The sequence below is a fragment of the Mycobacterium sp. SM3041 genome (assembly GCF_039668335.1).
Lineage (GTDB): Bacteria > Actinomycetota > Actinomycetes > Mycobacteriales > Mycobacteriaceae > Mycobacterium.
The window spans coordinates 277,794-302,115 of record NZ_JAYXBQ010000050.1 but is presented as its reverse complement, the minus strand read 5'-3'; the positions used below and the strand labels follow the sequence as shown (position 1 = coordinate 302,115).

22 protein-coding genes are annotated in these 24,322 nt (G+C 67.7%); 14 read left to right on the top strand and 8 right to left on the bottom strand.

From position 1 onward, the window contains the following. Window positions 1–22 precede the first annotated feature (22 nt). The 4 genes from VXD91_RS18580 to VXD91_RS18565 all read right to left on the bottom strand — a co-directional run bounded on the left by VXD91_RS18580 (window position 23) and on the right by VXD91_RS18565 (window position 4,226). Window positions 23–940: an LLM class F420-dependent oxidoreductase gene (locus tag VXD91_RS18580; protein ID WP_318985442.1), complete on the bottom strand. Its 918-nt coding sequence runs from the start codon at window positions 938–940 to the stop codon at window positions 23–25. A 97-nt stretch (window positions 941–1,037) separates the two neighbouring features. After that, window positions 1,038–2,369: a histidine phosphatase family protein gene (locus VXD91_RS18575; RefSeq protein ID WP_346416064.1), complete on the bottom strand. Its 1,332-nt coding sequence runs from the start codon at window positions 2,367–2,369 to the stop codon at window positions 1,038–1,040. Between the two features lie 188 nt (window positions 2,370–2,557). Further along, on the bottom strand, window positions 2,558–3,052 hold the full coding sequence (locus VXD91_RS18570) for a nitroreductase family deazaflavin-dependent oxidoreductase (protein ID WP_305798793.1): 495 nt from the start codon (window positions 3,050–3,052) through the stop codon (window positions 2,558–2,560). A 22-nt stretch (window positions 3,053–3,074) separates the two neighbouring features. After that, entirely contained in the window at window positions 3,075–4,226 is a 1,152-nt protein-coding gene (locus tag VXD91_RS18565; protein WP_212807224.1) for a steroid 3-ketoacyl-CoA thiolase, read from the bottom strand. Between the two features lie 157 nt (window positions 4,227–4,383). Here VXD91_RS18565 and VXD91_RS18560 point away from each other — a divergent pair, with 157 nt between their 5' ends. The 9 genes from VXD91_RS18560 (at window position 4,384) to VXD91_RS18520 (ending at window position 14,234) form a co-directional block, all read left to right on the top strand. Further along, on the top strand, window positions 4,384–5,631 hold the full coding sequence (locus tag VXD91_RS18560; RefSeq protein WP_318985444.1) for a cytochrome P450: 1,248 nt from the start codon (window positions 4,384–4,386) through the stop codon (window positions 5,629–5,631). Window positions 5,632–5,679: 48 nt separating this feature from the next. Continuing rightward, window positions 5,680–6,684 carry an acyl-CoA dehydrogenase family protein gene (locus VXD91_RS18555; protein WP_318985445.1) on the top strand — a complete coding sequence of 335 codons (1,005 nt, stop codon included), beginning with the start codon at window positions 5,680–5,682 and terminating at the stop codon, window positions 6,682–6,684. After that, window positions 6,684–7,847, top strand: a complete 1,164-nt coding sequence (gene fadE29, locus VXD91_RS18550) for an acyl-CoA dehydrogenase FadE29 (protein ID WP_318985446.1) — start codon at window positions 6,684–6,686, stop codon at window positions 7,845–7,847. The genes VXD91_RS18555 and fadE29 overlap by 1 nt, the downstream gene beginning before the upstream one ends. 11 nt (window positions 7,848–7,858) lie before the next feature. Further along, on the top strand, window positions 7,859–8,824 hold the full coding sequence (locus VXD91_RS18545) for a bifunctional MaoC family dehydratase N-terminal/OB-fold nucleic acid binding domain-containing protein (RefSeq protein WP_346416063.1): 966 nt from the start codon (window positions 7,859–7,861) through the stop codon (window positions 8,822–8,824). A gap of 23 nt (window positions 8,825–8,847) precedes the next feature. Continuing rightward, on the top strand, window positions 8,848–9,231 hold the full coding sequence (locus VXD91_RS18540; protein ID WP_346416098.1) for a MaoC family dehydratase: 384 nt from the start codon (window positions 8,848–8,850) through the stop codon (window positions 9,229–9,231). Between the two features lie 2 nt (window positions 9,232–9,233). Next, window positions 9,234–10,388, top strand: a complete 1,155-nt coding sequence (locus tag VXD91_RS18535; protein WP_318985495.1) for a lipid-transfer protein — start codon at window positions 9,234–9,236, stop codon at window positions 10,386–10,388. 110 nt (window positions 10,389–10,498) lie between these two features. Continuing rightward, window positions 10,499–12,277 carry a DUF2339 domain-containing protein gene (locus VXD91_RS18530; protein ID WP_346416062.1) on the top strand — a complete coding sequence of 593 codons (1,779 nt, stop codon included), beginning with the start codon at window positions 10,499–10,501 and terminating at the stop codon, window positions 12,275–12,277. Between the two features lie 57 nt (window positions 12,278–12,334). Next, on the top strand, window positions 12,335–13,456 hold the full coding sequence (locus VXD91_RS18525; RefSeq protein ID WP_064861048.1) for a hypothetical protein: 1,122 nt from the start codon (window positions 12,335–12,337) through the stop codon (window positions 13,454–13,456). A gap of 16 nt (window positions 13,457–13,472) precedes the next feature. After that, window positions 13,473–14,234 (top strand): hypothetical protein, encoded by a 762-nt coding sequence (locus VXD91_RS18520; protein WP_064861049.1) that lies wholly within the window; start codon window positions 13,473–13,475, stop codon window positions 14,232–14,234. A 79-nt stretch (window positions 14,235–14,313) separates the two neighbouring features. On the opposite strand, the gene VXD91_RS18515 is transcribed toward VXD91_RS18520, so the two are convergent. The 3 genes from VXD91_RS18515 to kstD form a co-directional block, all read right to left on the bottom strand. After that, complete coding sequence (locus VXD91_RS18515; protein ID WP_064861050.1) at window positions 14,314–15,471, bottom strand: DUF1942 domain-containing protein; 1,158 nt, start codon at window positions 15,469–15,471, stop codon at window positions 14,314–14,316. 216 nt (window positions 15,472–15,687) lie between these two features. Then, complete coding sequence (locus VXD91_RS18510; protein ID WP_064861051.1) at window positions 15,688–16,548, bottom strand: MaoC family dehydratase; 861 nt, start codon at window positions 16,546–16,548, stop codon at window positions 15,688–15,690. Window position 16,549: 1 nt separating this feature from the next. Next, on the bottom strand, window positions 16,550–18,232 hold the full coding sequence (kstD, locus tag VXD91_RS18505) for a 3-oxosteroid 1-dehydrogenase (RefSeq protein ID WP_346416060.1): 1,683 nt from the start codon (window positions 18,230–18,232) through the stop codon (window positions 16,550–16,552). Between the two features lie 71 nt (window positions 18,233–18,303). On the opposite strand from kstD, the gene VXD91_RS18500 reads away from it, so the two are divergent. From VXD91_RS18500 to dmpG, 3 genes are read left to right on the top strand one after another with little or no spacing between them, the layout of a single operon-like run. Continuing rightward, the gene (locus VXD91_RS18500; protein ID WP_064861052.1) at window positions 18,304–19,089 is read left to right on the top strand and encodes a 2-keto-4-pentenoate hydratase; all 786 of its coding nucleotides are present in this window, start codon (window positions 18,304–18,306) and stop codon (window positions 19,087–19,089) included. Window positions 19,090–19,116: 27 nt separating this feature from the next. Next, on the top strand, window positions 19,117–20,034 hold the full coding sequence (locus VXD91_RS18495; RefSeq protein WP_318985453.1) for an acetaldehyde dehydrogenase (acetylating): 918 nt from the start codon (window positions 19,117–19,119) through the stop codon (window positions 20,032–20,034). Then, window positions 20,031–21,095 carry a 4-hydroxy-2-oxovalerate aldolase gene (gene dmpG / locus VXD91_RS18490; RefSeq protein ID WP_064861053.1) on the top strand — a complete coding sequence of 355 codons (1,065 nt, stop codon included), beginning with the start codon at window positions 20,031–20,033 and terminating at the stop codon, window positions 21,093–21,095. The genes VXD91_RS18495 and dmpG overlap by 4 nt, the downstream gene beginning before the upstream one ends. A gap of 61 nt (window positions 21,096–21,156) precedes the next feature. Here dmpG and VXD91_RS18485 read toward each other — a convergent pair whose 3' ends face one another. Beyond that, window positions 21,157–22,566 carry a wax ester/triacylglycerol synthase family O-acyltransferase gene (locus VXD91_RS18485; protein WP_346416059.1) on the bottom strand — a complete coding sequence of 470 codons (1,410 nt, stop codon included), beginning with the start codon at window positions 22,564–22,566 and terminating at the stop codon, window positions 21,157–21,159. 176 nt (window positions 22,567–22,742) lie between these two features. On the opposite strand from VXD91_RS18485, the gene VXD91_RS18480 reads away from it, so the two are divergent. Together VXD91_RS18480 and VXD91_RS18475 are read left to right on the top strand one after the other, a co-directional pair. Further along, window positions 22,743–23,540, top strand: a complete 798-nt coding sequence (locus tag VXD91_RS18480) for an SDR family NAD(P)-dependent oxidoreductase (protein WP_346416058.1) — start codon at window positions 22,743–22,745, stop codon at window positions 23,538–23,540. A gap of 2 nt (window positions 23,541–23,542) precedes the next feature. Next, on the top strand, window positions 23,543–24,313 hold the full coding sequence (locus VXD91_RS18475; protein WP_346416057.1) for a glucose 1-dehydrogenase: 771 nt from the start codon (window positions 23,543–23,545) through the stop codon (window positions 24,311–24,313). The last annotated feature ends 9 nt before the right edge of the window (window positions 24,314–24,322 follow it).

Sequence of the window (24,322 nt, the reverse complement as noted above, 5' to 3'; positions counted from 1 at the left end):
GGGGACGCTTTTTTGGTCTGCTTCACAGCGCGGCGGCGACATCCCAGATCGGTTCGAGCGCTGCGATGCCCGTGCGGACGAGGGGACTGAGCACGACATCGGTCGCCCCTGCCGCGAAGTAGCGGCGGAGTTGAGTCGACACCTGCGCGGCAGTACCGACGGCCGCGAGATCGATGACCGAGTCGACGCCTTCGCGTTCGATCACCTTCGCGTACGACGGGATGGTCGCGTAGAACTCGAGGGCCTCCGCGGCGGTGGTCCGGCCTTCGTCGACGTCGTCGGTCACCAGGACGGGTACCGCGGCAATCACTTTGGGCGCGGGCCTTCCGGCTGCGCTGGCCGCTTCGGAGATGGTCGGCACGATGAATTCCTCGATGGTGCGCGGCCCGGCCAGATAGGGCAGCGTGCCGTCCGCCAATTCTCCTGTCACACGTAATGCCTTGGGTCCCATGGCCGCGACGTAGACCGGCAGGGGCGTGCCGCCGGCGACCGTCACCGGAAACTCTGGGGCGGCGGTGAATTCGTCGCCGTGGAAGTCGACGGTGCCGGTGTCGATGATCGACCGGAGCACCTGCAGGTGTTCGCGCAGCCGGCCGATGGTGTTGGGCCATGCGGTGCCGAAAGCCACCTGTTCGGGGCCGTGCGCTCCCAAACCCAGGCCGAGGCTGAAGTTCCCGCCGGTGGCCGCTTGGGCGGTCAGGGCCTGCGAGGCGAGCGTCAGCGGGTGGCGCGGATTGATCGGTACGACGAAGGTGCCGACGGCAAGGCCGGGTACCGCGGCGCCGACGTATCCGGCGAGCGAGATGGCGTCGTGGTCGAACTGCTGGGCGATCCACACCTGGCCCACGCCGGCGTTGTAGGCGCGGCGGGCCTGATCGATCGCGGCAGCGACATGATTGGGGGAACTACGGTCGGGGTCCAGCACAACTCCGGTTGGCATATCAACGACAACGACCGCGGCCGAGCCACTCATTCCGTCTCGGAAAGAAAAACTCCCCCAGAACGAAACTCGTTCTGGGGGAGCCTCTTTGCTGTTGCTACTTGGCGGCCTCGGCCTTGGTGGCCTTGTCCTTCTTCGACTTGTCCTTCTTGACCTTGGTGCCCTGACCTTCGGTGCCCTTGTCGTCGGCTTTGGTGCCGCCCGCGGTCGCGTCGTCGGCCTTGGTGTCGCCGGCCTTGACGTCGTCAGCCTTGGTGGTGTCGGCCGGGGTGTCGTCGACCTTGGTGGTCTTGACGGTCTTGTCCTTGGCGCCAGTGGTGGCCGGCTTCAGGGCGGAGACCTGCTTGGCGAGCGTCGGCGTCACCGCAGGCTTGTCGGTGCTGTCGGATTCCTTGGCCGCGGCCGCATTCGGGGTGACGGCCTGCACCGACGAAGGCGGCGGTGCCGCCTTGAAGACGGTGCCGGTCTGGACGGACTTCACGACGCTCTTGACCATGTTGACGGGGAGGTTCACGACGGCCTTGGCGGTATCGAACACGCCGTCGCGAATGGCGTTGGCGATGTTGGAGATGTTGCCGGTCCGCAGCGCCTTCGCCACGTTGTAGAGCGCCATCTGCGGCACCTTGACGGCGTCGCGGACGTTGACGAACAGCTTGGTGGGCAGCGCCGGGTTCTGCGTGACGGCGATACCGCCCCAGTTCTCCAGGGTCCAGCCGTCTTCGGGGTTGCCGGTCACGGTGACGATCTCGGTGTTGCCCAGCGGGTGCTTCAGCATCAGCGTGAGGTCGGGGTTCTCGACGTTCATCAGCGTCCACGCCATGATCGACATGCCGTGCGCGAAGGCCACCGGGTTCTGTGCGCCGCTGTTGTAGATGTCGTCGACCGCGCCGTTGAATCGGTCCTGGAAGACCATGCCGTTGGCGTCGGGCGAACCGGGCATCGGCATCAGGAGGTTGCCGGTGGCCCACGACAGCGGGATCAGCGCGTAGAGGATGCGGGCGAAGCCGGAGTCCTGCGACTGGCCTTCGAAGATGCCGGCCTGCACTTCATGGAGACCGCTGAGCACCGTCACCGGCATGCCGGTCGCGGTGGCGTACGGCGCGGCGGTCTGCTGGGTGCGCACCATGTCCGAGGCGAAGATGGCGTCGTGCGCCAGGCCGTCGTTGGCGAGGACGCCGGCGACGGTCTGGGCCTGTGTCTGGCCCGTCGCCGTCAGGTCGGGGCCCGGAATCTTGGTGTCGATGAGGCCCGAGGCGTTGCCCGCCGATTCGCCGTGCCGGACGAACGTGATGGTGATGTTGGTTGCGGCCCAGGCCGAGAAGGCCGAGGTGAGGAACATGAACACGGCCGCGACCAGGACGGCCGCGCCTCGTGCTCCGCGTTTGAATGTCCGGCTGTGCGACAGCCCCCGACGGAACATTGATGACATAGACGGCTCCATAGTGTTGCCCTGGATGTGTGCAGGGCCACACTATGTACACATCTATGAATCTGTCTAGTCCGTTCCGTCAATTAACTGAAGAACTTTGCTGGCGCGATCGCCGGGCCTGATCGGTTCACCGCCCACGAAAAACTCCCCTGGACAACGGGCGTCCAGGGGAGTTCTTCGGTCGGTGCTCAGGCCGGATCGAGCAGGATGATCGGAATCTTCCGGTCGGTGTGCGAGCGGTAGTCGACGAAGTCCGGGTACATGGCGTCGAGCTTGGGCCAGTACTCGTCGCGTTCGGCATCGGTGGCCTCACGGGCGATCCGCTGCAGCTTCTCGCCGCGCACCTGGAACGTCACCTTCGGGTTGGCGACCAGGTTCAGGTACCACATCGGATGGGTGTCGCGACCGCCCTGCGAGGCGACGACGACGATCCGGTCGCCTTCACGCAGGTACAGCAGCGGGCTGTCGCGCGGCTCGCCGGATTTGCGGCCGATCGTGGTCAGGATCCCGACGGGCGGGGGCGTGGCGACGGGCTTGGAGCCCAGCCGCCACTTGGCGCCGATCCGGCCGTCGGTGGCCCGGAATGCCCAGGTGTTGATCCGCGACATCCACTTGAAGCCGACCTGCATTCCCTTGGAATTCAGGATCTTCAGCTGCCTGTCGCTCATTTCCCCGTCGGCCATGGTGGCGACCCTGCTCCTCGCTCTAGATGCGCTCGATGATCGTGCCGGTGGACAGCGCACCGCCGGCGCACATCGTGATCAGCGCCGTCGACTTGCCGGTCCGTTCCAGCTCGTGCAGCGCCGTCGTGATGAGCCGCGAGCCGGTGGAACCGACCGGGTGGCCCAGCGCGATGGCGCCGCCGTTGACGTTGACCCTATCCATGTCGGCTTTGTGCACCTGAGCCCAGGACAGCACGACGGATGCGAACGCCTCGTTGATCTCGACCAGGTCGATGTCGGCCATCGACATGCGCGCCTTCTCGAGCACCTTGGCGGTGGACTGCACCGGGCCGTCCAGGTGGTAGTAGGTCTCGGCGCCGACGTTGGCCTGCGCGATGATCCGGGCGCGGGGCTTGAAGCCGAGGGCCTTGGCCTTGTCCTCGTCCATCCAGAGCACCGCGGCGGCACCGTCGGAAATCTGCGACGAGGTGCCGGCGGTGTGGATGCCGCCTTCGATGACCGGCTTCAGCGCGGCCAGGCCCTCCAGGGTGGTGTCGCGCAGGCCCTGGTCCCGGCTGACCAGGTTCAGCTCGGCGGTCGGCTGCTTGTTCTCGTCGATGACCGGCGCCTCGATGGGCGAAATCTCGCGGTCGAAGCGGCCCTCGGCCCAGGCCTGCTTGGCCTTGGCCTGCGAGGCGAAGCCCAGCGCGTCGATGTCGTCGCGCGTGATGCCACGGCGCTTGGCGATGCGCTCGGCGGCCTCGAACTGGTTGGGCAGGTCGATGTCCCACGATGCGGCGCGCGCGCCACCGCCGTTGGCGCCCAGGGGCACCCGGCTCATGGCCTCGATGCCGCAGGCGATGCCGATGTCGATGGCGCCGGTGGCGATCAGACCCGCGATGAGGTGGTTGGCCTGCTGGGCACTGCCGCACTGGCAGTCGATGGTGGTGGCGCCGACGTGCTCGGGCAATCCGGCGACCAGCCAGGACTGGCGGGTGATGTTGTTGCCCTGCTCGCCGTACTGCGTGACGCAGCCGCCGATGAGCTGCTCGACGTCGCCGGCATCCAGCCCGGCCTTCTCGACGAGAGCCTTCTGCGTGGCGCCCAGAAGTTCGGTCGCATGCAGGCCGGACAGCCAGCCTCCCCGCTTGCCGATGGGGCTGCGAGTGGCTTCAACGATGACAGGATTACCCATGAGCTCAGGCTAGAACACGTTTCATTACTCTGACAAGCAATCATCGGGACGTGCCTTTTATCTGCGGTGAAGGCGTGTTTCAATGGTCGCAACGCCGAACTAGAAGGATTTGTCTCGGAACCCTGTTCTGAGGCGTTGGATTCCCCAAGGAGACACCATGCCCTGCCCCATCCCGTCCGATCTGGACCTGTTGGACGCGAACCTCAACCTGGAGCGGCTGCCTGTCGAGGAACTCGCCGCGCTGCGCAAGTCGGAGCCCATCCACTGGGTGGACGTGCCCGGCGGCACCGGCGGCTTCGGTGACAAGGGCTACTGGATCGTCACCCGCTACGACGACGTCAAAGAGGTGTCGAAGCGCAACGATATCTTCGGCAGCGCACCCGATGGCGCGATTCCGGTGTGGCCGCAGGCCATGACGCGTGAGGCCGTCGACGTGCAGCGCGCGGTGCTGCTGAACATGGACGCCCCGCAGCACACCCGCCTGCGCAAGATCATCTCCCGTGGTTTCACCCCGCGTGCCATCGGCCGACTGCAGGCCGAGCTGAACGAGCGGGCACAGAAGATCGCCGAGACCGCCGCCGCGTCGGGCACCGGTGACTTCGTCGAGCAGGTGTCCTGCGAGCTGCCGCTGCAGGCCATCGCCGGACTGCTCGGCGTGCCGCAGGAAGACCGCGACAAGCTCTTCAACTGGTCCAACGAGATGACCGCCGGCGAGGACCCGGAGTACGCCCACATCGACCCGGCCGCATCCTCGTTCGAGCTGATCACCTACGCCATGAACATGGCCGCCGAGCGGGCCAAGAACCCGACCGACGACATCGTCACGCAGCTGATCGAAGCCGACATCGACGGCGAGAAGCTGTCCGACGACGAGTTCGGCTTCTTCGTGGTGATGCTGGCCGTCGCCGGTAACGAGACCACCCGCAACTCGATCACGCACGGCATGATCGCCTTCTCCCAGAACCCCGATCAGTGGGAGCTCTACAAGAAGGAGCGCCCGGAGTCGGCCGCCGACGAGATCGTCCGTTGGGCCACGCCGGTCACCGCGTTCCAGCGCACCGCTCTGGAGGACACCGAGCTCGGTGGCGTGAAGATCAAGAAGGGCGAGCGGGTCGTCATGTCCTACCGTTCGGCCAACTTCGACGAAGAGGTGTTCGAGGACCCGCACACCTTCAACATCATGCGGTCGCCGAACCAGCACGTCGGCTTCGGCGGCACCGGCGCGCACTACTGCATCGGCGCGAACCTGGCGCGCATGACCATCAACCTGATGTTCAACGCCATCGCCGACCACATGCCGGACCTGACCTCGATCGGCGAGCCCGAGCGGCTCATGTCGGGCTGGCTCAACGGCATCAAGCACTGGCAGGTTGACTACACGGGTAAGTGCCCCGTCCAGCACTGACGGCGACTGACTGCAGTAGTCCGGTAACACGAATCAAGGAGGATTCGGGTGGATTTCACACCGAGCCCTGAGCAGCAGGCTGTCGCCGATGTGGTGACATCTGTGCTCGAGCGGGAAAACACTTGGGAAGCACTGGTTTCCGGTGGCGTCGTGGCACTCGCGGTGCCGGACCGCTTGGGCGGTGACGGGCTGGGGCTGCCGGAGGCGGCCACCGCACTGACCGAGATCGGTCGGCGCGGCACCACGGGGCCGGCCCTCGCCACCATCGGGCTCGCCCTGGTCCCGCTGGTCGACCTGGCCACCGAAGCGCAGCAGGACCGGTACCTCGCGGGTGTCGCGCAGGGCGCGGTGTTGTCTGCCGCCCTGAACGAAGCCGGCAACCAGCTGCCGGAGAAGCCGTCGACCAGCTACGCCGGCGGCAAGCTCAACGGCACCAAAATCGGTGTGCCGTATGCAGAGACGGCGCAGTGGCTGCTCGTCACCACCGACAGCGGTGTGGTCGTCGTGTCGCCGAAGGCCGCCGGTGTGACGGTCGAGAAGACCCCGACCGCCAACGGTTCGGACGAATACGTCGTCACCTTCACCGACGTGGCAGTGGCCGACGACGACGTGCTGGCCGGCGCCACGGTGGCGCGGGTGAACGAGCTGGCGCTGGCCATGATCGGCGCGTTCGGCGCCGGTCTGGTCGCCGGTGCACTGCGGCTGACCGCCGACTACACCGCGACGCGCGAGCAGTTCGGCCGGCCGCTGTCCACCTTCCAGACGGTGGCAGCGCAGCTGTCCGAGGTCTACATCGCCTCGCGGACAATCGATCTCGTCTCCACCTCGGTGGTGTGGCGGTTGTCCGAGGGACTCGACGCATCCGAGGACCTGGCGATCCTGGGCTACTGGCTGACCTCGCAGGCCCCGCCGGCCATGCGGCTGTGCCATCACCTGCACGGCGGCATGGGCATGGACATCACCTACCCGATGGACCGCTACTACTCCTCGATCAAGGACCTGAACCGCCTGCTCGGTGGTCCGTCGCACCGTCTCGATCTGGTGGGAGCCTGATGTTTATCGACCTGACCGCGGAACAGCGCAAGCTGCAATCCGAACTGCGCGAGTACTTTTCGACGCTGATCACGCCCGAAGAGGCGGCGGCGATGGAGACCGACCGGCACAACGAGGCCTACCGCGCCGTCATCAAGCGCATGGGCAGCGACGGCAAGCTCGGTGTGGGCTGGCCCAAGGAGTACGGCGGCCTGGGCTTCGGGCCCATCGAGCAGCAGATCTTCATCAACGAGGCCAACCGCGCCGACATCCCACTGCCGATGGTCACGCTGCAGACCGTGGGACCCACCCTGCAGCTGCTGGGCACCGAGGAACAGAAGAAGAAGTTCCTGCCCGGAATCCTCTCCGGCGAGGTGCATTTCGCGATCGGTTACTCCGAGCCCGAGGCCGGCACCGACCTCGCATCGCTGCGGACCACCGCCGTGCGGCACGGTGACGAGTACATCGTCAACGGCCAGAAGATGTGGACCACCGGTGCCCACGACGCCGACTACGTGTGGCTGGCCTGTCGCACCGACCCGACCGCGGCGAAGCACAAGGGCATCTCGATCCTGATCGTCGACACCAAGGACCCGGGCTACTCCTGGACCCCGATCATCCTGTCCGACGGCGCCCACCACACCAACACGACGTACTACAACGATGTGCGGGTGCCCGCCGACATGCTGGTCGGCGAGGAGAACGGTGGCTGGAAGCTCATCACCACTCAGCTCAACCACGAGCGTGTCGGCCTGGGACCGGCCGGTCGCGTGGCGGGCATCTACGAGCAGGTGCACGGCTGGGCCTCCCAGCCCGGCTCCGATGGCGTTGTCCCGCTGGACAATCCGGAGGCCAAGCGGCTGCTGGGGCAGATCAAGACGATCATGCGGCTCAACGAACTGCTCAACTGGCAGGTCGCCTCGTCCGGTGAGAACATCGCCGTCGCCGATGCGGCCGCGACGAAAGTCTTTTCCACCGAGCGCATTCAGGAAGTGAGCCGGCTGGCGGAAGAGGTCGTGGGACGCTTCGGCAACCCTGCCGACCAGCACACCGCCAAGGTGCTGCAGTGGCTGGACACCATGGCCAAGCGCAACTTGGTCATCACGTTCGGTGGCGGGGTCAACGAGGTCATGCGCGAGATGATCGCCGCATCGGGCCTCAAGGTGCCGCGGGTCTCGCGGTAGGAGGGCGATCGATGACTGATCTTCAGGCCGGTATCGACGAGATCGTCGCATCCGGGCGCAGCAAGCCGACCCTGAGCCGGGATCCGGTGAACCAGCCCATGATTCACCACTGGGTCGACGCGATCGGCGACAAGAACCCGATCTACGTCGACGAGGAGGCCGCCAAGGCCGCCGGGCACCCCGGCATCGTGGCGCCGCCCGCCATGATCCAGGTCTGGACCATGATGGGCCTGGGCCGCACCCGGTCCGACGACGATCCGCTGGCCCGGATCATGAAGTTGTTCGACGACGCCGGGTACGTCGGCGTCGTCGCCACCAACTGCGACCAGACCTATCACCGCTACCTGCAGCCAGGCGAACGCGTCAGCATCAGTGCCGAGGTCACCGACGTGGTCGGTCCGAAGCAGACGGCGCTGGGCGAGGGCTACTTCGTGAACCAGAAGATCCGCTGGCATGTCGGTGACGAGGAAGTCGCCGACATGGACTGGCGCATCATGAAGTTCCTGCCGGCCAACAAGCAAGGTAAAGAAGCAGCCGAAACTGGTTCCATCCCAGCCGATCTGGACCCCGACAAGCTGATGCGCCCGTCGTCGTCGCGCGACACCCAGTTCTTCTGGGACGGCGTCAATGCGCACGAACTGCGGATTCAGAAGCGGCCCGACGGCTCGCTGCAGCACCCGCCGGTGCCCGCGATCTGGCAGGACAAGGATGCCCCGATCGACTATGTCGTCTCGTCGGGCCGGGGCACGGTGTTCAGCTACGTCGTGCACCACGCGCCGAAGGTGCCCGGCCGCAGCCTGCCGTTCATCATCGCGCTCGTCGAACTCGAAGAGGGTGTGCGCATGCTCGGTGAGCTGCGCGGCGTCGAGCATGACGACGTGAAGATCGGAATGCCGGTCAGCGCAACGTTCCTCGACTTCCCGGACAGCGATGTCAGTCCGGCCTGGAGTCTGTACGCCTGGGAGGCCGCCAAGTGACCGCCGCCGCTGTGAACACCGCCGTGGGCACCAAGCTGCCCGAACTCTCGATCTACGGCGACCCGACGTTCATCGTCTCGACGGCGATCGCCACGCGGGACTACCAGGACGTGCACCACGACCGGGACAAGGCGCAGGCCAAGGGCTCCAAGGACATCTTCGTCAACATCCTGACCGACACCGGTCTGGTGGGGCGTTACGTCACCGACTGGGCGGGCCCGAACGCCATCATCAAGTCGATCAAGCTGCGCCTCGGGGTGCCGTGGTACGCCTACGACACCATCACCTTCCGTGGTGAGGTGACCGCTGTCGAAGGCGACCTGGTGACGCTGAAAGTGGTGGGCAGCAACAGCCTTGGTGATCACGTCATCGCCACCTCCGCGCTGACGATGGGAGCCGCGCAGTGAGCATCTCCGGCAAGGCCGTCATCGCCGGTATCGGCGCGACGGACTTCTCCAAGAACTCCGGCCGCAGTGAACTGCGGCTGGCCGCCGAGGCGGTCACCGACGCACTGAACGATGCGGGCCTGTCGCCCGAGGACGTCGACGGTCTGGTGACCTTCACCATGGACTCCAACCTGGAGACCGCGGTGGCCCGCTCCACCGGCATCGGGGAGCTGAAGTTCTTCAGCCAGATCGGCTACGGCGGCGGCGCCGCGGCGGCGACCGTGCAGCAGGCCGTGCTGGCGGTGGCGTCCGGTATCGCCGAAGTCGTTGTGGCATACCGCGCTTTCAACGAGCGTTCGGAGTTCCGCTTCGGCCAGGTGATGACGGGTCTGACCGTCAACGCCGACTCCCGCGGTGTCGAGTACAGCTGGTCCTACCCGCACGGGCTGAGCACGCCGGCCGCCTCGGTGGCCATGGTCGCGCAGCGCTACATGCACGAATACGGCGCCACGAGTGCCGATTTCGGTGCTGTGTCGGTGGCCGACCGCAAGCACGCGGCGACCAATCCGAAGGCGCACTTCTACGGCAAGCCGATCACCATCGAGGACCACCAGAACTCGCGGTGGATCGCCGAGCCGCTGCGCCTGCTGGACTGCTGCCAGGAGACCGACGGCGGCGTGGCGATCGTCGTCACCACGCCCGAGCGCGCCAAGGACCTCAAGCAGCGCCCGGTCGTCGTCGAGGCGGCGGCACAGGCTGCTGGTGAGGATCAGTTCACCATGTACTCGTACTACCGTGACGAGCTCGGTCTGCCCGAGATGGGCCTGGTCGGCAAGCAGTTGTGGGGTCAGAGTGGCTTGACGCCCAATGACATTCAGACCGCGGTGATCTACGACCACTTCACCCCGTACACGCTGATCCAGCTCGAGGAGCTCGGTTTCTGCGGCAAGGGTGAGGCGAAGGACTTCATCGCGAACGGTGCGATCGAGCTCGGTGGCAAGCTGCCGATCAACACGCACGGTGGTCAGCTCGGTGAGGCCTACATCCACGGCATGAACGGCATCGCCGAGGGCGTCCGCCAGCTGCGCGGCACGTCGGTCAACCAGGTGCCCGATGTCGAGCACGTGCTCGTCACCGCCGGCACCGGTGTTCCGACGTCAGGCCTGATCCTGGGCTGAATCACCCCGCTCGCGAACTGCCCCTTTTCGACAGGAGAGGGGCAGTTCTGCGTCAATAGGGGTAGTCCTACTCATCCGAACTCGCGTGGCTCGGCGCGATGATGACCTGCATGACCGAACCGCAGCGGGCGATGGTTGCCCGGCTCTCGCAGGATGTCGCAGCGATCTCCCATCACCTGGCATGGGTCTCGGCCTGCCTCACCGAGCTCGATCGGTCGATGGCGTACCAGCAGCCGGCCGCGCAGCCCGTCGGATACGCCGCGCCGCAGCAGTATTGGCAGCCGGCTCAGGCCGCGCCGCCGCAGCCCCAGCAGCAGCCGCCGCGGCCCGAGCGCTCGGACAGCTGGATCGGCAAGGCGCTGGCGGCCGCCGGCGTCGCGGTGACGTTGATCGGCGTCGCCCTGCTGCTGGTGCTCGCCGCGCAGGCCGGGCTGTTGCGGCCCGAGTTCCGGGTCGGCGCAGGGGCGGTCCTGGCGGCCGGTCTGGTGGTCGGGGCGACTCGCCTGAAGACGCGGCCCGGCGGCACGGTGGGCGCGGTCGCCCTGGCCGCCACCGGCATCGCCGCGGCGTACATCGACGTCGTCGCGGTCACCACGATTTACGAATGGCTTTCTGCGCCGGTCGGTTTGGTGCTCGCGGCGGTGATCGGCGGCGGCGGGCTGACCCTGGCGCGGCGCTGGGATTCGCAGCAACTCGCGCTGTTGGTGCTGGTGCCGCTGGCCGTGCTGGCGCCCGTGGTGGCCGACGGCGTCTCGCTGCTGCTGATCGGGTTCATGCTGGCGCTGTCCGCGGCGTCGCTGCCGGTGCAAATCGGCAAGGATTGGGTCGCGATGTTCGTGGCCCGGACCGCCGTCTGCACCTTTCCGTTGTTGGTGGCACTGGCCTCGGCGTCATTCGGCACCCACCGGAATCCGGGTCTCGCCGGTGCCTGCGCGGCGGCAGCCGTGCTGGCCGTCGGGGGCGCGTTGACCCTGTTGCCCAAGACCGCCAACCGCTCGCTGCTGGCCCTGGCCACGGCGGGCGGCGCGGTGCCGGTGCTGTTCATCTCGGCGGTGGTCCGTCCGGTGGTCGCCGCGTCGATCATCGCCGCGGTGGCGGCCCTGTTCCTGGCCGTCGTGCTGGCCGGCAACCGTCTGCCCGGCGTCGCTGATGTGGTGCGGCGGATCTGGGCGGCGACATCGGCCGTCTGCGCGCTGGTCGCGGTATTGGTGGCCTTCGACGGTAGGACCGGCGGCGCGGTGCTGCTCGCGATGTCCGTCGTGGTGGCCGTCGCCGGGCGTCGTGACGCGATCGCCCGCTGGGTCGCTGCCGGATTCGGTGCCGTGGGTGGTGCCGTCTACCTCAGCTACTCTCCGCCGGACCTGCTGTTCCGCGCGGTGGAGCTGAACACCCACAGCGCGGTGTCCACCGTCATCTCCAGCATCCTTGCGATGGCCAGTGCGGTGGCCGTCGTGTGGTCGTGGACCGGCAGGCGTGACGACGACGAGGTGCGGCTGATGTGGGCAGGCGCGGTCGTGGTCGCCGCCTACGCGTCCACCACGGCGACCGTCACCGCCGGCGTGCTGATCGGCGGCGTCAAGGGCGGGTTCTTCGCGGGTCACATGGTCGCGACCATCGGCTGGATCGCGGTCGCGGCGGCATTGTTCGGGTACGCGGCCCGCCGGCCGAAGACGCAGCGATCACTGCCCATCGGCGGCGGCCTGGCGCTGGTGGCCGCGGCGATGGCCAAGCTGTTCCTGTTCGATCTCGGGACCCTGAACGGCATGTTCCGGGTGGCGGTGTTCATCGTCGTGGGCCTGGTGCTGCTGGCCATGGGAACCGGCTATGCCCGGTTGCTCGCCCGGCAGGATCAGCCGAATCCGGACCGTCAGTTCGCGTCGGGTGGGTAGCCGTCGGGGCGGTAGGCTCGAACCGACGCGGTATGTCTGGGGAAGGGGGCCGTGTCTATGGGGATTCAGCCGGACAGCAGTCCGTTCGGATCGCAGACGGTCACGGGGCCGGGGTGGCCCAACGTCAATGAGGAACAGCTCGAAGAAGCGGCCGCCCATTACACGAAGCTGGCCACCAAGATCAGCGGATCCGTGGTGCCGCAGCAGACCAGCCAGCTGATGAATCTGACCGATCAGTGGCAGGGCGCGGCGTCGCTGGCGGCCGCGGGTGAGGCCGGCACCATCATCGGCGGTCATGAGGCCAACGGCGCGCAGGCGGCGGCCATCGCCGCCAAGCTGCAGTCCATGGTGGCCGCGGTCATCAAGACCAAGAACCTGGTCAACGCCACCGCCGAGGAAGTGCAGGCGGAGTGCATGGCCCTGTCGGCGGCGCCGTTCCCCAACGTGCAGGAGCTGATCCAGAGCCGCATCAAGATGGGCCTGTCGCAGAACATCGCCGCGGTGACGGCCAGTGCCACCGAGGTGGCCAACTTCGTCGGCGCACCGCCGAGCATCCCGACGGCCGGCGTGCCGCCGCAGGTGGCGCAGACCGCGCAGAAGACCGCCGAGTCGGCGGGCAAGGGCGGCGACCAGATGGGCCAGATGATGGGCCAGATGATGCAGATGGCCGGTCAGCTCCCGCAGATGCTCGGGCAGCTGCCGCAGCAGGCAATGCAACCGCTGCAACAACTTTCGCAGCCACTGCAGCAGTTGACGTCCCTGTTCCAGGGCGGCGGGCAGGGCAAGGCCGGCCTCGGCGCCTCGCCGTTCGGTGCGTTCTCGAACCATCCGCTGGCCGGCGGTTCCGGCGCGGCTCATGGCGCGGGCCTGATGAAGGGCGGCATGCCCGGCGGTGGCGGCGGCGGTGTGGGTGCGGCCTCCGTACAGACGCCGCTGCTGGCCAAGATGGTCGGCCCCGGCCCGGCTGGGCCCGGCGTGATGCCGGCCAGTGCCGCGGGCGGCATGGGCGCCGGTGGCTTGGCTCCGGTCGCAGCCGCCGCAGGTGCCGGTGGCGCGATGGGCGCCATGGGCGGCATGGGGCACCGTGAAGGTGGCGGCGGGGGTCGCATCACCCAGCTGGCGGTACCCGAGGCACTGGACCACGGTTCCTATGACGAAGACATCGACGACGACTGGTGAGTAGGGGGGATATCTGATGTCGATGATGCAGACACCGGACAACATCAGCTGGAACACGGCTTCCGTCGAGCTGCCTGACATGCCGATGATCCAGCCCGGCGAGGACGCCATGAGCGCGACCATCGCCGCGATCCTGCCGGCCATGGCAGCCGACATGACCGCCAATGTGGCCTCGTTGCAGGCCAAGGAGGGCATGTTCTCCGGCAAGGTCGGCATGGCCCAGTCGGCTTACGACAACGCCGACAGCAAGGGCGGGGAGGGCGTCGGCCAGATGGGTCAGATGCTCGGCCAGCTCGGGCAGATGGGTCAGCAGGCAGGCCAGATGGCCGGCCAGGGTGGCGGTCTGGGCCAGATGGGCCAGCAGGCGGGCCAGTTCGGTCAGATGATCCAGCAGGCCATGGGCAAGGGCGGCGGCAAGGAAGGCGGCATGCCCGGCGGGGAACCCCCGGAGGCTCAGCCCGGGGGGCCGGCCGGCGGCGGTGCCCCCATGTCGCCCGAACAGCGTCAGGCGCAGCAGGACGCCCGGGAGAACCAGCAGAATGACCGGCAATCCCAGCAGGACGCGCGCCAGCAACAGCAGGACAACCGGCAGTCCCAGCAGGATCGCCGGGAGGCCCAGCAGGACGCCCGCGACTCCCGTCGGCACACGTCCGCTCCGGCTCCGGCGGCGCCGCCGGTGGCCGGTCCCAGCGCGGGTTCGCACACCGCGGGGCCGGCGCCCGTCGCCCCCGTGGCTCCGCCGCCGCAGCGCGGCGGCGACGTCGGCCGTCAGATGTAGTTGCTGAAATAACGAGCCGGACAACGAAATTGGGGCCAGTCGCGATGATCGCGACTGGCCCCAATTCAATGGTTGACCGTCAGGAGGCCGGTGCCGGGGCCGGGGTCGGGGTGACCGGCGCAGCAGGAGCAGCCGGAGCGGCCTGCTGGTTACCGGCCGGGGTGGCGGTGCCCTGACCCGCGCTGGAGGCGGGCTGGCCGGCGATGGCCTGGCTCGGTGCCGGAGCCGGCGCCGGGGTCAGCGGAGCCTGCGAGACGGCGCCACCGGCGGTGGCAGCGGTGCCCGGGCCGCTTTCGGCGGCGGTGGGAACCGGAGCCGCCTCGGGAGCCGGGCCGGCGGCCGGAGCCGTCGCCGGGGTGCCCGCGGGGGTACCGGCCGGGGTGCCCGCCGGAACCTGGGCGCCGGCCGGAGCCGGAGCGTCGGCGCCCGGGGTGCCGGCCGGCGCCGGAGCAACCGCCGGAGTACCAGCCGGAGCCGGGGTGCCGGCCGGGGTGGCGGCAGGCGTCTCACCGTTCGGCGTCGCCGCCGGGACCGCACCGGTGGTGGTGCCGGCCGGAGGCTGCGTGCCGGTGGCGGCCGGAACAGCACCGGCCGGGGTGGCGCCGGGCACGGCGCTGCCGAGACCGGCGGGAGCAGCCGCCGGGGCGGCAGCAGGAGTGGCGGCGGGGGCGGCAGCCGGGGCCGGCGTGGTCACCGGCGCAGTGCCACGAGCGGGGGCGGCGGCCGGCGCGGTACCGGTGGCGGGTTCAGTGCCCTGCCACTTGATCACTTCGCGGTCCCCGTCGGTGTACACGACGCTGGTCGGGGCGGCGCCCGTCACGTCGAAGTAGATCTTGCCCTTGGACTCTTGCCCTTCGGCGAGGCCGGCGGGGTTGATGCCCTGCGGAGTGGCAGCGCCCCACAGCACGCGGTAGTTCTCGCCGGTCGCGGTGCGGGCGTTCAGGTTCGGCACGAACGGCTGCGAGTTGCCGCGCTCGGCCTTGTACTCCGCTGTCGCTTCCCACAGCGTGCCGTTGAGGTGCTGCGAGAGCACATCGGTGCTGGGCTTGAGGTTGCTGATCTGCCATTCCGCGACGGTGTTCCCGTCGACGAGCTTGCCGTCCGAGCCGAACGCCACCGTGGTGGGGGCGGACGTCACCCCTGCGGGCTGGGCGGGGTCGGCCACTGCGAACGGTGTCGCGATCAGGCCGAATGCGGCGGCTGCGCCGATGGCGATGGTGATCTTGCGGGTACTCATGATGATGTGGCTCCTTTGTCTCCAAGTCGTCCGACGGGCGGCTTCCCCCACGGAAGTTGAGTCACGAGTAATTGGATAATTACTGACTACTACGAAAGCTAGCAGGTTAAGCGTCAGCTGTGGATAGAGGTTGACGCGCCGTCGGCGACCCGACCGCCGGCCCTGGTTTGCCGGAATCGGCCGCCGAATAGGCGGCCGATTCCGAATACGTCCTGGTCAGGACGCGGTGAGCTCGATTCCAGCAAGCACGACGACGTTGTCTCGGCTCGGCGCCGTCAGCACGCCGGTGATTCGTTCACCGTCACGCCAAAGGTTGGCCTGCAAGGTTTCACCCGGGATCACGGTGCCCGCGAAGCGCGCGCCGTAGGACCGGACGCGGCCGGCGTCGCCGTCGAGCACGTTGTCGACGATGGCCTTGCAGCCGATGCCGTAGGTGCACAGGCCATGCAGGATCGGGCGGTCGAAGCCGGCGGCCTTGGCGAATGCCGGGTCCGAGTGCAGCGGGTTGCGGTCACCGCAGAGCCGGTACAGCAGAGCCTGCTGCGGCAGCGTCGGCAGCGAGATCTGCAGGTCCGGTGCCCGGTCGGGCTCGGCCGCCGAGGTCGACGGGCCACGATCGCCGCCGAAGCCGCCCTCGCCGCGGGCGAAGATGGACCGCTTCTGCTTCCACAGCGGAGCGCCGTCGAGGGTGGTCACGGTGGTCTCCGACCAGATGACCGCGGCCTTGCCCTTGTCCCAGATCTCGGTGAACTTGGTGACGGCGCGGCCCGTGCCCGACGGCGGGATGGGAGCGTCGGTGTAGATGGCCTCGCTGGCGTGCAGCACCCGGCTCAGCTCGATGTCGATGCCGGGGAACTTGACGGTCGGCGCCTTGGTCTCGTGGAAGCTCTGCGCCACGTTGCCGAAGGTCGGCAGCACCTGCGGCTTGTCGTCGATCAGGTAGCGCAGCTCGCGCTCGCTCATCGGATCGGCGCCGGCGCCCAGACCGAGGTGATACAGCTGCACATCGCTACTGCTCCACGAGAATTCGACGGGTGCGAGTTCGGCCCCGATGGCCTCGTCGAGATTGATCGGCATGTCAGCCCTTTCCTGCCACGTGCAGTGCCGCGAGGTATCCGAAGGTCATGGCGGGGCCGATGGTCCCGCCGGGGCCGGGGTAGGTGTGGCCCATCACCGGACCACTGACATTGCCAGACGCGTACAGGCCCTCGATCACCGAGCCGTCCTCGCGCAGCGCGCGGCCGTGGATGTCGGTGACGATGCCGCCCTTGGTGCCGAGATCGCCGGGCACCATCTTGGCCGCATAGAACGGGCCGTGCTTGATCTCGCCCAGGTTGGGGTTCGGCTTGTTGGTCGGGTCGCCGTAGTACCGGTCGTACGCGCTGTTGCCGCGACCGAAGTCCTCGTCGACACCGCTGCGCGCGAAGCCGTTGAAGCGTTCGATGGTGGCCTTGAGTTCGTCGACGGGCAGGTTGGTGAGCTCTGCCAGTTCCTCGATGGTGTCGGCCTTGACGACGACGCCGGCCTCGGTCCACTTCTTCGGAATGCGTTGTCCCGGCTGCAGACCCGCGAAGATGTAGCGGTTGCGGTACTGCTGGTCGAAGAGCAGCCACGCCGGCACGTTTTCGCCGGGGCCCTCGCCCTGGCCGTACTGGCCGCCATACATGTGGTGGCAGGCCTCGACATACGGCATGGATTCGTTCATGAACCGCTTGCCGTTCATGTTCACGATGATGGAGCCGGGGGAGTTGCGCTCGGACAGGGCGAACCACGGGTTGTCGGGCAGCGGCACCGTCGGGCCCCACCAGGCGTCTTCCATGATTTCCAGTGCGGCGCCGAGCTTTTCGGCGGCCAGGATGCCGTCGCCGGTGTTGGCCTTGGCGCCGACGGTCCAGTCGGTGGTGATCGGCTGGCGCTGGTACTTGGTGCGCATCTCTTGGTTCTTCTCGAAGCCACCGCTGCCGAGGATCACCGCACGACGGGCCAGGATCAGTTGCGGCTCAGCGCTTTCCGGAGCGTTGGTGTCACGGACATAGATGCCCGCAACCCGGCCGTTCTCGTAGTACAGGTCGGTCAGCGCGGTGTTCAGCTGCACCGGGACGCCGGCCTGCTGCAGGCCGATGCGCAGCGGGGCGATCAGGGCGCGGCCCATGCCGACCAGGTTCTTGCCCGTGAGGCCGGCCCAGGTGGCGCGGATGCCGACCTTGAGGCTGCGCAGCACGCCGCGCGGGTGGCGCTTGAGCTGGTTGAGCCGGACGTAATCCTGTTGCATCACAACCATGTTCAGCGGCACCTTGCCGTAGGCCGGCTCCAGGCCGTCCATGTCGGCGCCGAGCTTCTTGGCGTTGAACGGCTTGGGCTCGACGGAACGTCCGCCGGCGCGGCCGCCCTCGACCTCGGGGTAGTAGTCGGAGTAGTTCGGTACCCAGCACAGCTTCAGCGGCGAGTTCTTCAGGACGAACGACAGCATCTCTGGGCCGCGCTGCAGGTAGGTGTCGATCTTCTCTGCGGGCACCACGTCGCCGACGATCTTGTGCAGGTAGGTGCGGGCCGCTTCCGGGGTGTCTTTTACCCCCGCACGCTGCAAAATCTCATTGTTCGGGATCCAGACGCCGCCACCTGACCGCGCAGTGGAACCTCCATAGTGTGGGGCCTTTTCAACGACTACTGTCGAAAGGCCCTGATGGGCTGCGGTGAGGGCGGCGACCATACCGGCTGCACCGCTGCCGACGACGACAACGTCGTACTCCTGTCCAGTCATGTAGAACACGTTATAGAATTGCCCGGCCTGTGGACAACTGCGCCGGTCCATGAAGTTAGGGGAATTCACGAATGCTGTCCGACAACGTGCGTGCCGAGCTCGCCGCCGCGCTGGCCCAAGCCGAGCGCAGCCGGGTCGCGATGTCGCCGATGACCGACACCTACGCCGACATCGACGTCGTCGACGCGTACGAGATCCAGCTGATCAACATTCGTCAGCGGGTCGCGGAAGGTGCCCGCGTGGTGGGACACAAGGTTGGTCTGTCCAGCGAGGCCATGCAGAAAATGATGAATGTGGACGAACCCGATTACGGGCACCTCCTCGACGACATGCAGGTATTCGAGGACCAGCCCGTGCTGACCTCGAAGTACCTGTTGCCGCGGGTCGAGGTCGAGGTCGGGTTCGTGCTGGCCGACGATCTGCCCGGCGCCGGCTGCACCGAGGACGACGTGCTGGCCGCCACCGCCGCGTTCGCGCCGGCCATCGAGCTGATCGACACCCGCATCACCAACTGGCAGGTCAAGTTGTGCGACACCATCGCCGACAACGCGTCCTCGGCCGGCTGGGTGCTGGGTAAGGAGCGGGTGTCCCCGAAGGACATCGATATCCGGAACATCGACGCCGTGCTCAAGTGCAACGGCGAGGTGTTGGGCGAGGGCCGCAGCGACGCGGTACTCGGCAACCCGGTGACGGCGGTCGCCTGGCTGGCCCGCAAGGTCGACCAGTTCGGCGTGCGTCTCAAGGCCGGCGACGTGGTGCTGCCGGGCGCCTGCATGCGGGCGTTCGATGCCAAGCCGGGTGACGACTTCGTCGCCGAATTCGCCGGATTGGGTTCTGTCCACCTGTCTTTCGCGTAATACCCAAGTTTCTATAGAGGAGTGAGCATGCCGTCCAAAGCGAGCGTCGCGATCGTCGGCTCGGGAAACATCAGTACTGACCTGCTGTACAAGCTGCTGCGGTCGGACTGGCTCGAGCCGCGCTGGATGATCGGTATCGACCCGGAGAGCGAGGGCCTGGCCCGTGCCCGCAAGCTGGGTCTGGAGACCAGCGCCGAAGGGGCGGACTGGCTGCTGGCGCAGAGCGAGAAGCCGGACTTCATCTTCGAGGCCACCAGCGCCTACGTGCACAAGGCGTACGCGCCGCGGTACGAGGAAGCCGGCATCCGCGCCATCGACCTGACCCCGGCCGCCGTCGGCCCCGGCGTCATCCCGCCGGCCAACCTGCGGGCGCACCTGGATTCGATGAACGTCAACATGGTCACCTGCGGTGGCCAGGCCACCATCCCGATGGTCTACGCCGTGTCGCGTGCCGTCGAGGCGCAGGGCGGCGTGCCCTACGCCGAGATCGTGGCGTCGGTGTCGTCGGCGTCGGCCGGCCCCGGCACCCGGGCCAACATCGATGAGTTCACCAAGACCACCAGCGCCGGTGTGCGCAACATCGGTGGCGCTCGCGACGGCAAGGCCATCATCATCCTGAACCCGGCCGAGCCGCCGATGATCATGCGCGACACCATCTTCTGCGCCATCCCCGAAGATGCCGACCACGCTGCCATCACGCAGTCGGTCAAGGACGTGGTCGCCGAGGTGCAGACGTACGTGCCCGGTTACCGGCTGCTCAACGAGCCGCAGTTCGACGAGCCGTCGGTGGTCAACGGTGGCCAGCATGTCGTCAGCATCTTCGTCGAGGTGGAAGGTGCCGGCGACTACCTGCCGACCTACGCTGGAAACCTGGACATCATGACCGCTGCGGCCACCAAGGTGGGCGAAGAGATCGCCAAGGAAATCGTGGGAGCGAACGCATGAGCACTGCACTTCAGCCCGGAGACATCTTCTTCGACGCCGCGTGGGACGTCCGGATGACGGACACGTCGTTGCGCGACGGTTCGCACCACAAGCGCCACCAGTTCACCGCTGACGAGGTGCGCGCCATCGTCGGCGCCCTCGACAACGCCGGCGTCCCGGTCATCGAGGTGACCCACGGCGACGGACTGGGCGGTTCGAGCTTCAACTACGGGTTCTCCAAGACCCCGGAGCAGGAGCTGATCACCATCGCGGCCGAGACCGCGAAGAACGCCAAGATCGCCTTCCTGATGTTGCCGGGTGTCGGAACCAAGGAAGACATCCGGATCGCGCAGGGCAACGGCGGCTCCATCTGCCGCATTGCCACGCACTGCACCGAGGCCGACGTCTCGATCCAGCACTTCGGCTTCGCCCGCGAACTGGGCCTGGAGACCGTGGGCTTCCTGATGATGAGCCACACCATCTCTCCCGAGAAGCTGGCCGCGCAGGCCCGCATCATGGCCGACGCCGGCTGCCAGTGCATCTACGTGGTGGACTCCGCGGGTGCGTTGGTGCTCGAAGGTGTCGCCGACCGCGTCGGCGCGTTGGTCGCCGAACTCGGCAACGACGCGCAGGTCGGTTTCCATGGCCATGAGAATCTCGGTCTGGGCGTTGCCAATTCGGTCGAGGCCGTGCGTGCGGGTGCCAAGCAGATCGACGGTTCGTGCCGCCGGTTCGGTGCTGGTGCCGGTAACGCGCCGGTCGAGGCGCTGGTCGGCGTGTTCGACAAGATCGGCGTCAAGACCGGCATCGACTTCTTCGACATCGCGGACGCCGCGGAAGAGGTTGTCGCCCCGGCGATGCCGGCCGAGTGCCTGCTGGACCGCAACGCACTGGTGATGGGCTACGCGGGCGTGTACTCGAGCTTCCTCAAGCACGCGGTGCGCCAGGGCGAACGCTACGGCGTGCCCGCCCACGAGCTGCTGCTCCGTGTCGGCCAGCGCAAGCTGATCGGTGGCCAGGAGGACCAGCTGATCGACATCGCTCTCGAGATCCAGCGCGAGCGGGCCGAGGGCAAAGCCTAACTGCCGCAAGCGAAAACGCCGGCCGCCCCGAAAGGGACGGCCGGCGTTTTGCGTAGCCGGGTCAGCTGGTGACGGAATCCGTCGCGGTCTCGCAGCGGGCCACCAGCTCGGCCAGTGCCGCCGGCAGCCGGTCGGCGATGGCCTGCGGATCCTTCACCTGGTCAGTACAGGTGAGTACGCAGATCTGCATGCCGCCTTCGTAGCTCCAGCCGGTGATGTTCATGCCCATCGGGAAGACCAGCGGGCCGGTCGAGATCAGCTTCTCGACCGGGGCGCCGCCGAAGTACAGCGTCTGCTGCGGGCCACGCATGTTCGACGCGATCATGCTGAACATCGGGCGCTTCTTGACCTTCGCCCCGATGGTCGGCAGCACCCGCGAGTAGACCTTGAACAGCGGCCAGTACTCCATCCAGTCGTGCTGCAGCCAGGCGTCGCGCTCGCTCTGCACTTCGCGGGCCGTGGCGGTGTTCGCCGAGATGGCTTTCAGCCGCGCCACCGGATCGGCGATGTTGGTCGCGAGTTCGACGTTCCAGCGGGCGACCTTGTTACCCCACCGGTCGCCGTCCTGCGGGCGCATCGACACCGGCACCACGGCGGTCATGGTGTCGTCGCCGACGGGGCCGCGGGACGCCTGGTACTCGCGAAGGACGGTGCTGCACATGGCGAGAAAGACGTCGTTGACGCTCACGCCGAACGTCTTCGACACCCGCTTGATCTGATCCATCTCGACATTGACGAACGCAAAGCCGCGCCGGGCGGTCAGCGGCTCGTTGAACGGCAGGGCCGGCGGGATGAAGGCCTCGGCGTAGCCGGGCTTGCCCGCCTTCTGCCGGTTCTGGATGGTGCGCGTGACCTTCGCCGTGCGCGCCAGGACCTTCGGGAATTTGGCCAGCGACCTGACCTGCTGACGCGCCACCATCGGCAGCCACTCTGCGGTCGGCGGCCGGTGCTCGTCGGGCGCGGGCCGGGCCGACGGCTCAGGCAGTCGGTCGGTGGGATCCTGGCTGTAGAACTGCTCGAGCAGGTTCAGCGACGCCATGCCGTCGGCCACTGCGTGGTGGATCTTGAGCACGAGCGCGACGCGGCCGTCGGCCAGGCCGTCGATGTACCACAGCTGCCAGGCCGGACGGTTCCGGTCGAGTGGCTCCTCGAAGAGCTTGGCGATCTCCGCGCCCAGCTCGCGATCGGTTCCGGGCGCAGCGGCCGTGGCGCGCTTCATGTGGTAATTCAGGTCGCCCCGGGCGCGCGTGATCCACCACGGCCGGCCGGCGCCGAATCGCGGCGACATCAACTGCCACTGCATGGGCTCGACGCGGTCGACGAGGCCGAACAGCGCGGCCCGCACGGCCTCGAAGGTGATGGGCTCGTGGCCCTGTGCCGGATCGAGGACGACGGCCTTGATGGTGTGCTGCGGCTGGACGGCACTTTCCCACGCCAGGAAGCTGTTGTCCTCGCCCGATAAACGTCGCATACATCACTATGAAGCCAAAAATGTGAGCCAGCGGACATGTTGTCTCGTTGATTGGGAACTACCTCTGAATTTCGGCGCGTCCCGCGTTTAGCGTGCTCACCATGAGCTGACTCGGCGTCGCGACGCGGAGCTCGAGGGCTCCGCCGGGACGGCACGATCGTGAATGGAGCAGGGATATGCAACTGAGGAACAGCCGGGTTCTGGTCACCGGTGCCAGCCGTGGCCTGGGCCGGAACATCGCGCAGGCGATGGCCCGCCGCGGCGCCGACGTCGCACTCGTCGCCCGTAACGCCGAGCAGCTCGAAGAGCTGGCGAAAGAGTTGGGCGGCAAGGCATATCCCGCGGACCTGATGGATCCGGCGGCGGTCGAGGAACTGATCGGCCGCGTCGAGGCCGACGGCCCCGTCGACGTCATCATCAACAACGCCGGTGTGGACCGGGTCGGCCGCTTCTACGAGGCGTCTTCGGCAGACGTGCGAGACCTGTTGCAGGTCAACCTGATTGCTCCGATGGAGCTGTGTCGTCAGGTGATGCCGGGGATGATCAAGCGCGGCCGCGGGCACATCGTCAATGTGTCCTCGATGGGCGCCATCTCCACCGGGCCGGGCGTCACTCTGTACGGTGCCTCCAAGGCCGGCCTCAGCCACTTCACCGCAGGCATCCGTTCCGAGCTGCGCAACAAGCCGGTGGGCACGACGCTGGTGCAGATCGGAGAGGTCAAGACCGACATGATCGACCACATCCGGTCGTTCGGGCCGGCCCGGCGCACCATCGAGCGGTCCCTGAAATTCCGGATGATCCCGCAGGAGCCGCTGGACGCCGACATGGTCGCCGAAGCCATCGCCGATGCCGTCGAGAAGGAAAAGAAGCACGTCATCCTGCCCAAGCGCATCGCGGCGATGGCCTACCTCACCGAGACCCCGCGCCGGGTCTCCGAGCTCATGCTGACCGGCATCGACCAGGACAGCGACTGACGATGGATCTCTCCGGCAAGGTCGCGATCATCACCGGCGCGGCGCGCGGTCAGGGTGAGGCCGAGGCGCGGCTGTTCGCCGAGCGCGGCGCGCAGGTCGTGCTCACTGACGTCCTGGTCGACGAGGGGGAGGCGGTCGCCGCGTCGATCGGCGCCGCCGCCCGATTCCAGCGGCATGACGTCGGCAGCGAAAGTGATTGGCGCACAACGGTCGAGCTGGCGCTGAGCGAGTTCGGCCGGATCGACGCGCTGGTCAACAACGCCGCGATCTGTACCGTCGAACCGCTGCTGGACCACACCGCCGAGTCGTGGGAACGGCAGCTGCGGGTCAACCTGATCGGGCCTTTCCTGGGTACCAAGGCTGTCGCCGAGCCCATGCGAGCGGTCGGCGGCGGCTCGATCATCAACGTTTCCTCGCAGGCCGGTCTGCTGGGGCTGGCCGGTTACAGCGCCTACGGCGCGTCGAAGTGGGGCCTGCGGGGCTTCTCCAAGGTCGCCGCAATCGAGTTGGGCCCCATGGGAATTCGGGTCAATACCGTCTACCCCGGCATGATCGACACCCCGATGGTGGCGCATCTGCCGATCGAACGCGGCCCCGGCGGGCACCCCGGTGCGCCGCTCACGCGCGTCGGCGACCCCGCGGAGGTCGCCGAGGTGGTGGCGTTCCTGGCGTCGGACGCGTCGTCGTACATGACGGGTGCGGACCTGGCGGTCGACGGCGGCGCGAGCGCGGGCCGGATCCCGGTCGTGCCCACCCGGCCACAAGCGACGTAGCGAGCGACT

Bases quoted from the DNA above. Each gene is read 5' to 3' on its own strand.
- kstD (WP_346416060.1), bottom strand. From the start codon at position 18,232: ATGACTGGACAGGAGTACGACGTTGTCGTCGTCGGCAGCGGTGCAGCC.
- VXD91_RS18545 (WP_346416063.1), top strand. From the start codon at position 7,859: ATGACTGATCTTCAGGCCGGTATCGACGAGATCGTCGCATCCGGGCGC.
- VXD91_RS18575 (WP_346416064.1), bottom strand. From the start codon at position 2,369: ATGTCATCAATGTTCCGTCGGGGGCTGTCGCACAGCCGGACATTCAAA.
- VXD91_RS18475 (WP_346416057.1), top strand. From the start codon at position 23,543: ATGGATCTCTCCGGCAAGGTCGCGATCATCACCGGCGCGGCGCGCGGT.
- VXD91_RS18495 (WP_318985453.1), top strand. From the start codon at position 19,117: ATGCCGTCCAAAGCGAGCGTCGCGATCGTCGGCTCGGGAAACATCAGT.
- VXD91_RS18510 (WP_064861051.1), bottom strand. From the start codon at position 16,548: ATGCCGATCAATCTCGACGAGGCCATCGGGGCCGAACTCGCACCCGTC.
- VXD91_RS18530 (WP_346416062.1), top strand. From the start codon at position 10,499: ATGACCGAACCGCAGCGGGCGATGGTTGCCCGGCTCTCGCAGGATGTC.
- VXD91_RS18580 (WP_318985442.1), bottom strand. From the start codon at position 940: ATGCCAACCGGAGTTGTGCTGGACCCCGACCGTAGTTCCCCCAATCAT.
- VXD91_RS18560 (WP_318985444.1), top strand. From the start codon at position 4,384: ATGCCCTGCCCCATCCCGTCCGATCTGGACCTGTTGGACGCGAACCTC.
- dmpG (WP_064861053.1), top strand. From the start codon at position 20,031: ATGAGCACTGCACTTCAGCCCGGAGACATCTTCTTCGACGCCGCGTGG.
- VXD91_RS18570 (WP_305798793.1), bottom strand. From the start codon at position 3,052: ATGGCCGACGGGGAAATGAGCGACAGGCAGCTGAAGATCCTGAATTCC.
- VXD91_RS18485 (WP_346416059.1), bottom strand. From the start codon at position 22,566: ATGCGACGTTTATCGGGCGAGGACAACAGCTTCCTGGCGTGGGAAAGT.
- VXD91_RS18480 (WP_346416058.1), top strand. From the start codon at position 22,743: ATGCAACTGAGGAACAGCCGGGTTCTGGTCACCGGTGCCAGCCGTGGC.
- VXD91_RS18520 (WP_064861049.1), top strand. From the start codon at position 13,473: ATGTCGATGATGCAGACACCGGACAACATCAGCTGGAACACGGCTTCC.
- fadE29 (WP_318985446.1), top strand. From the start codon at position 6,684: ATGTTTATCGACCTGACCGCGGAACAGCGCAAGCTGCAATCCGAACTG.
- VXD91_RS18500 (WP_064861052.1), top strand. From the start codon at position 18,304: ATGCTGTCCGACAACGTGCGTGCCGAGCTCGCCGCCGCGCTGGCCCAA.
- VXD91_RS18565 (WP_212807224.1), bottom strand. From the start codon at position 4,226: ATGGGTAATCCTGTCATCGTTGAAGCCACTCGCAGCCCCATCGGCAAG.
- VXD91_RS18515 (WP_064861050.1), bottom strand. From the start codon at position 15,471: ATGAGTACCCGCAAGATCACCATCGCCATCGGCGCAGCCGCCGCATTC.
- VXD91_RS18525 (WP_064861048.1), top strand. From the start codon at position 12,335: ATGGGGATTCAGCCGGACAGCAGTCCGTTCGGATCGCAGACGGTCACG.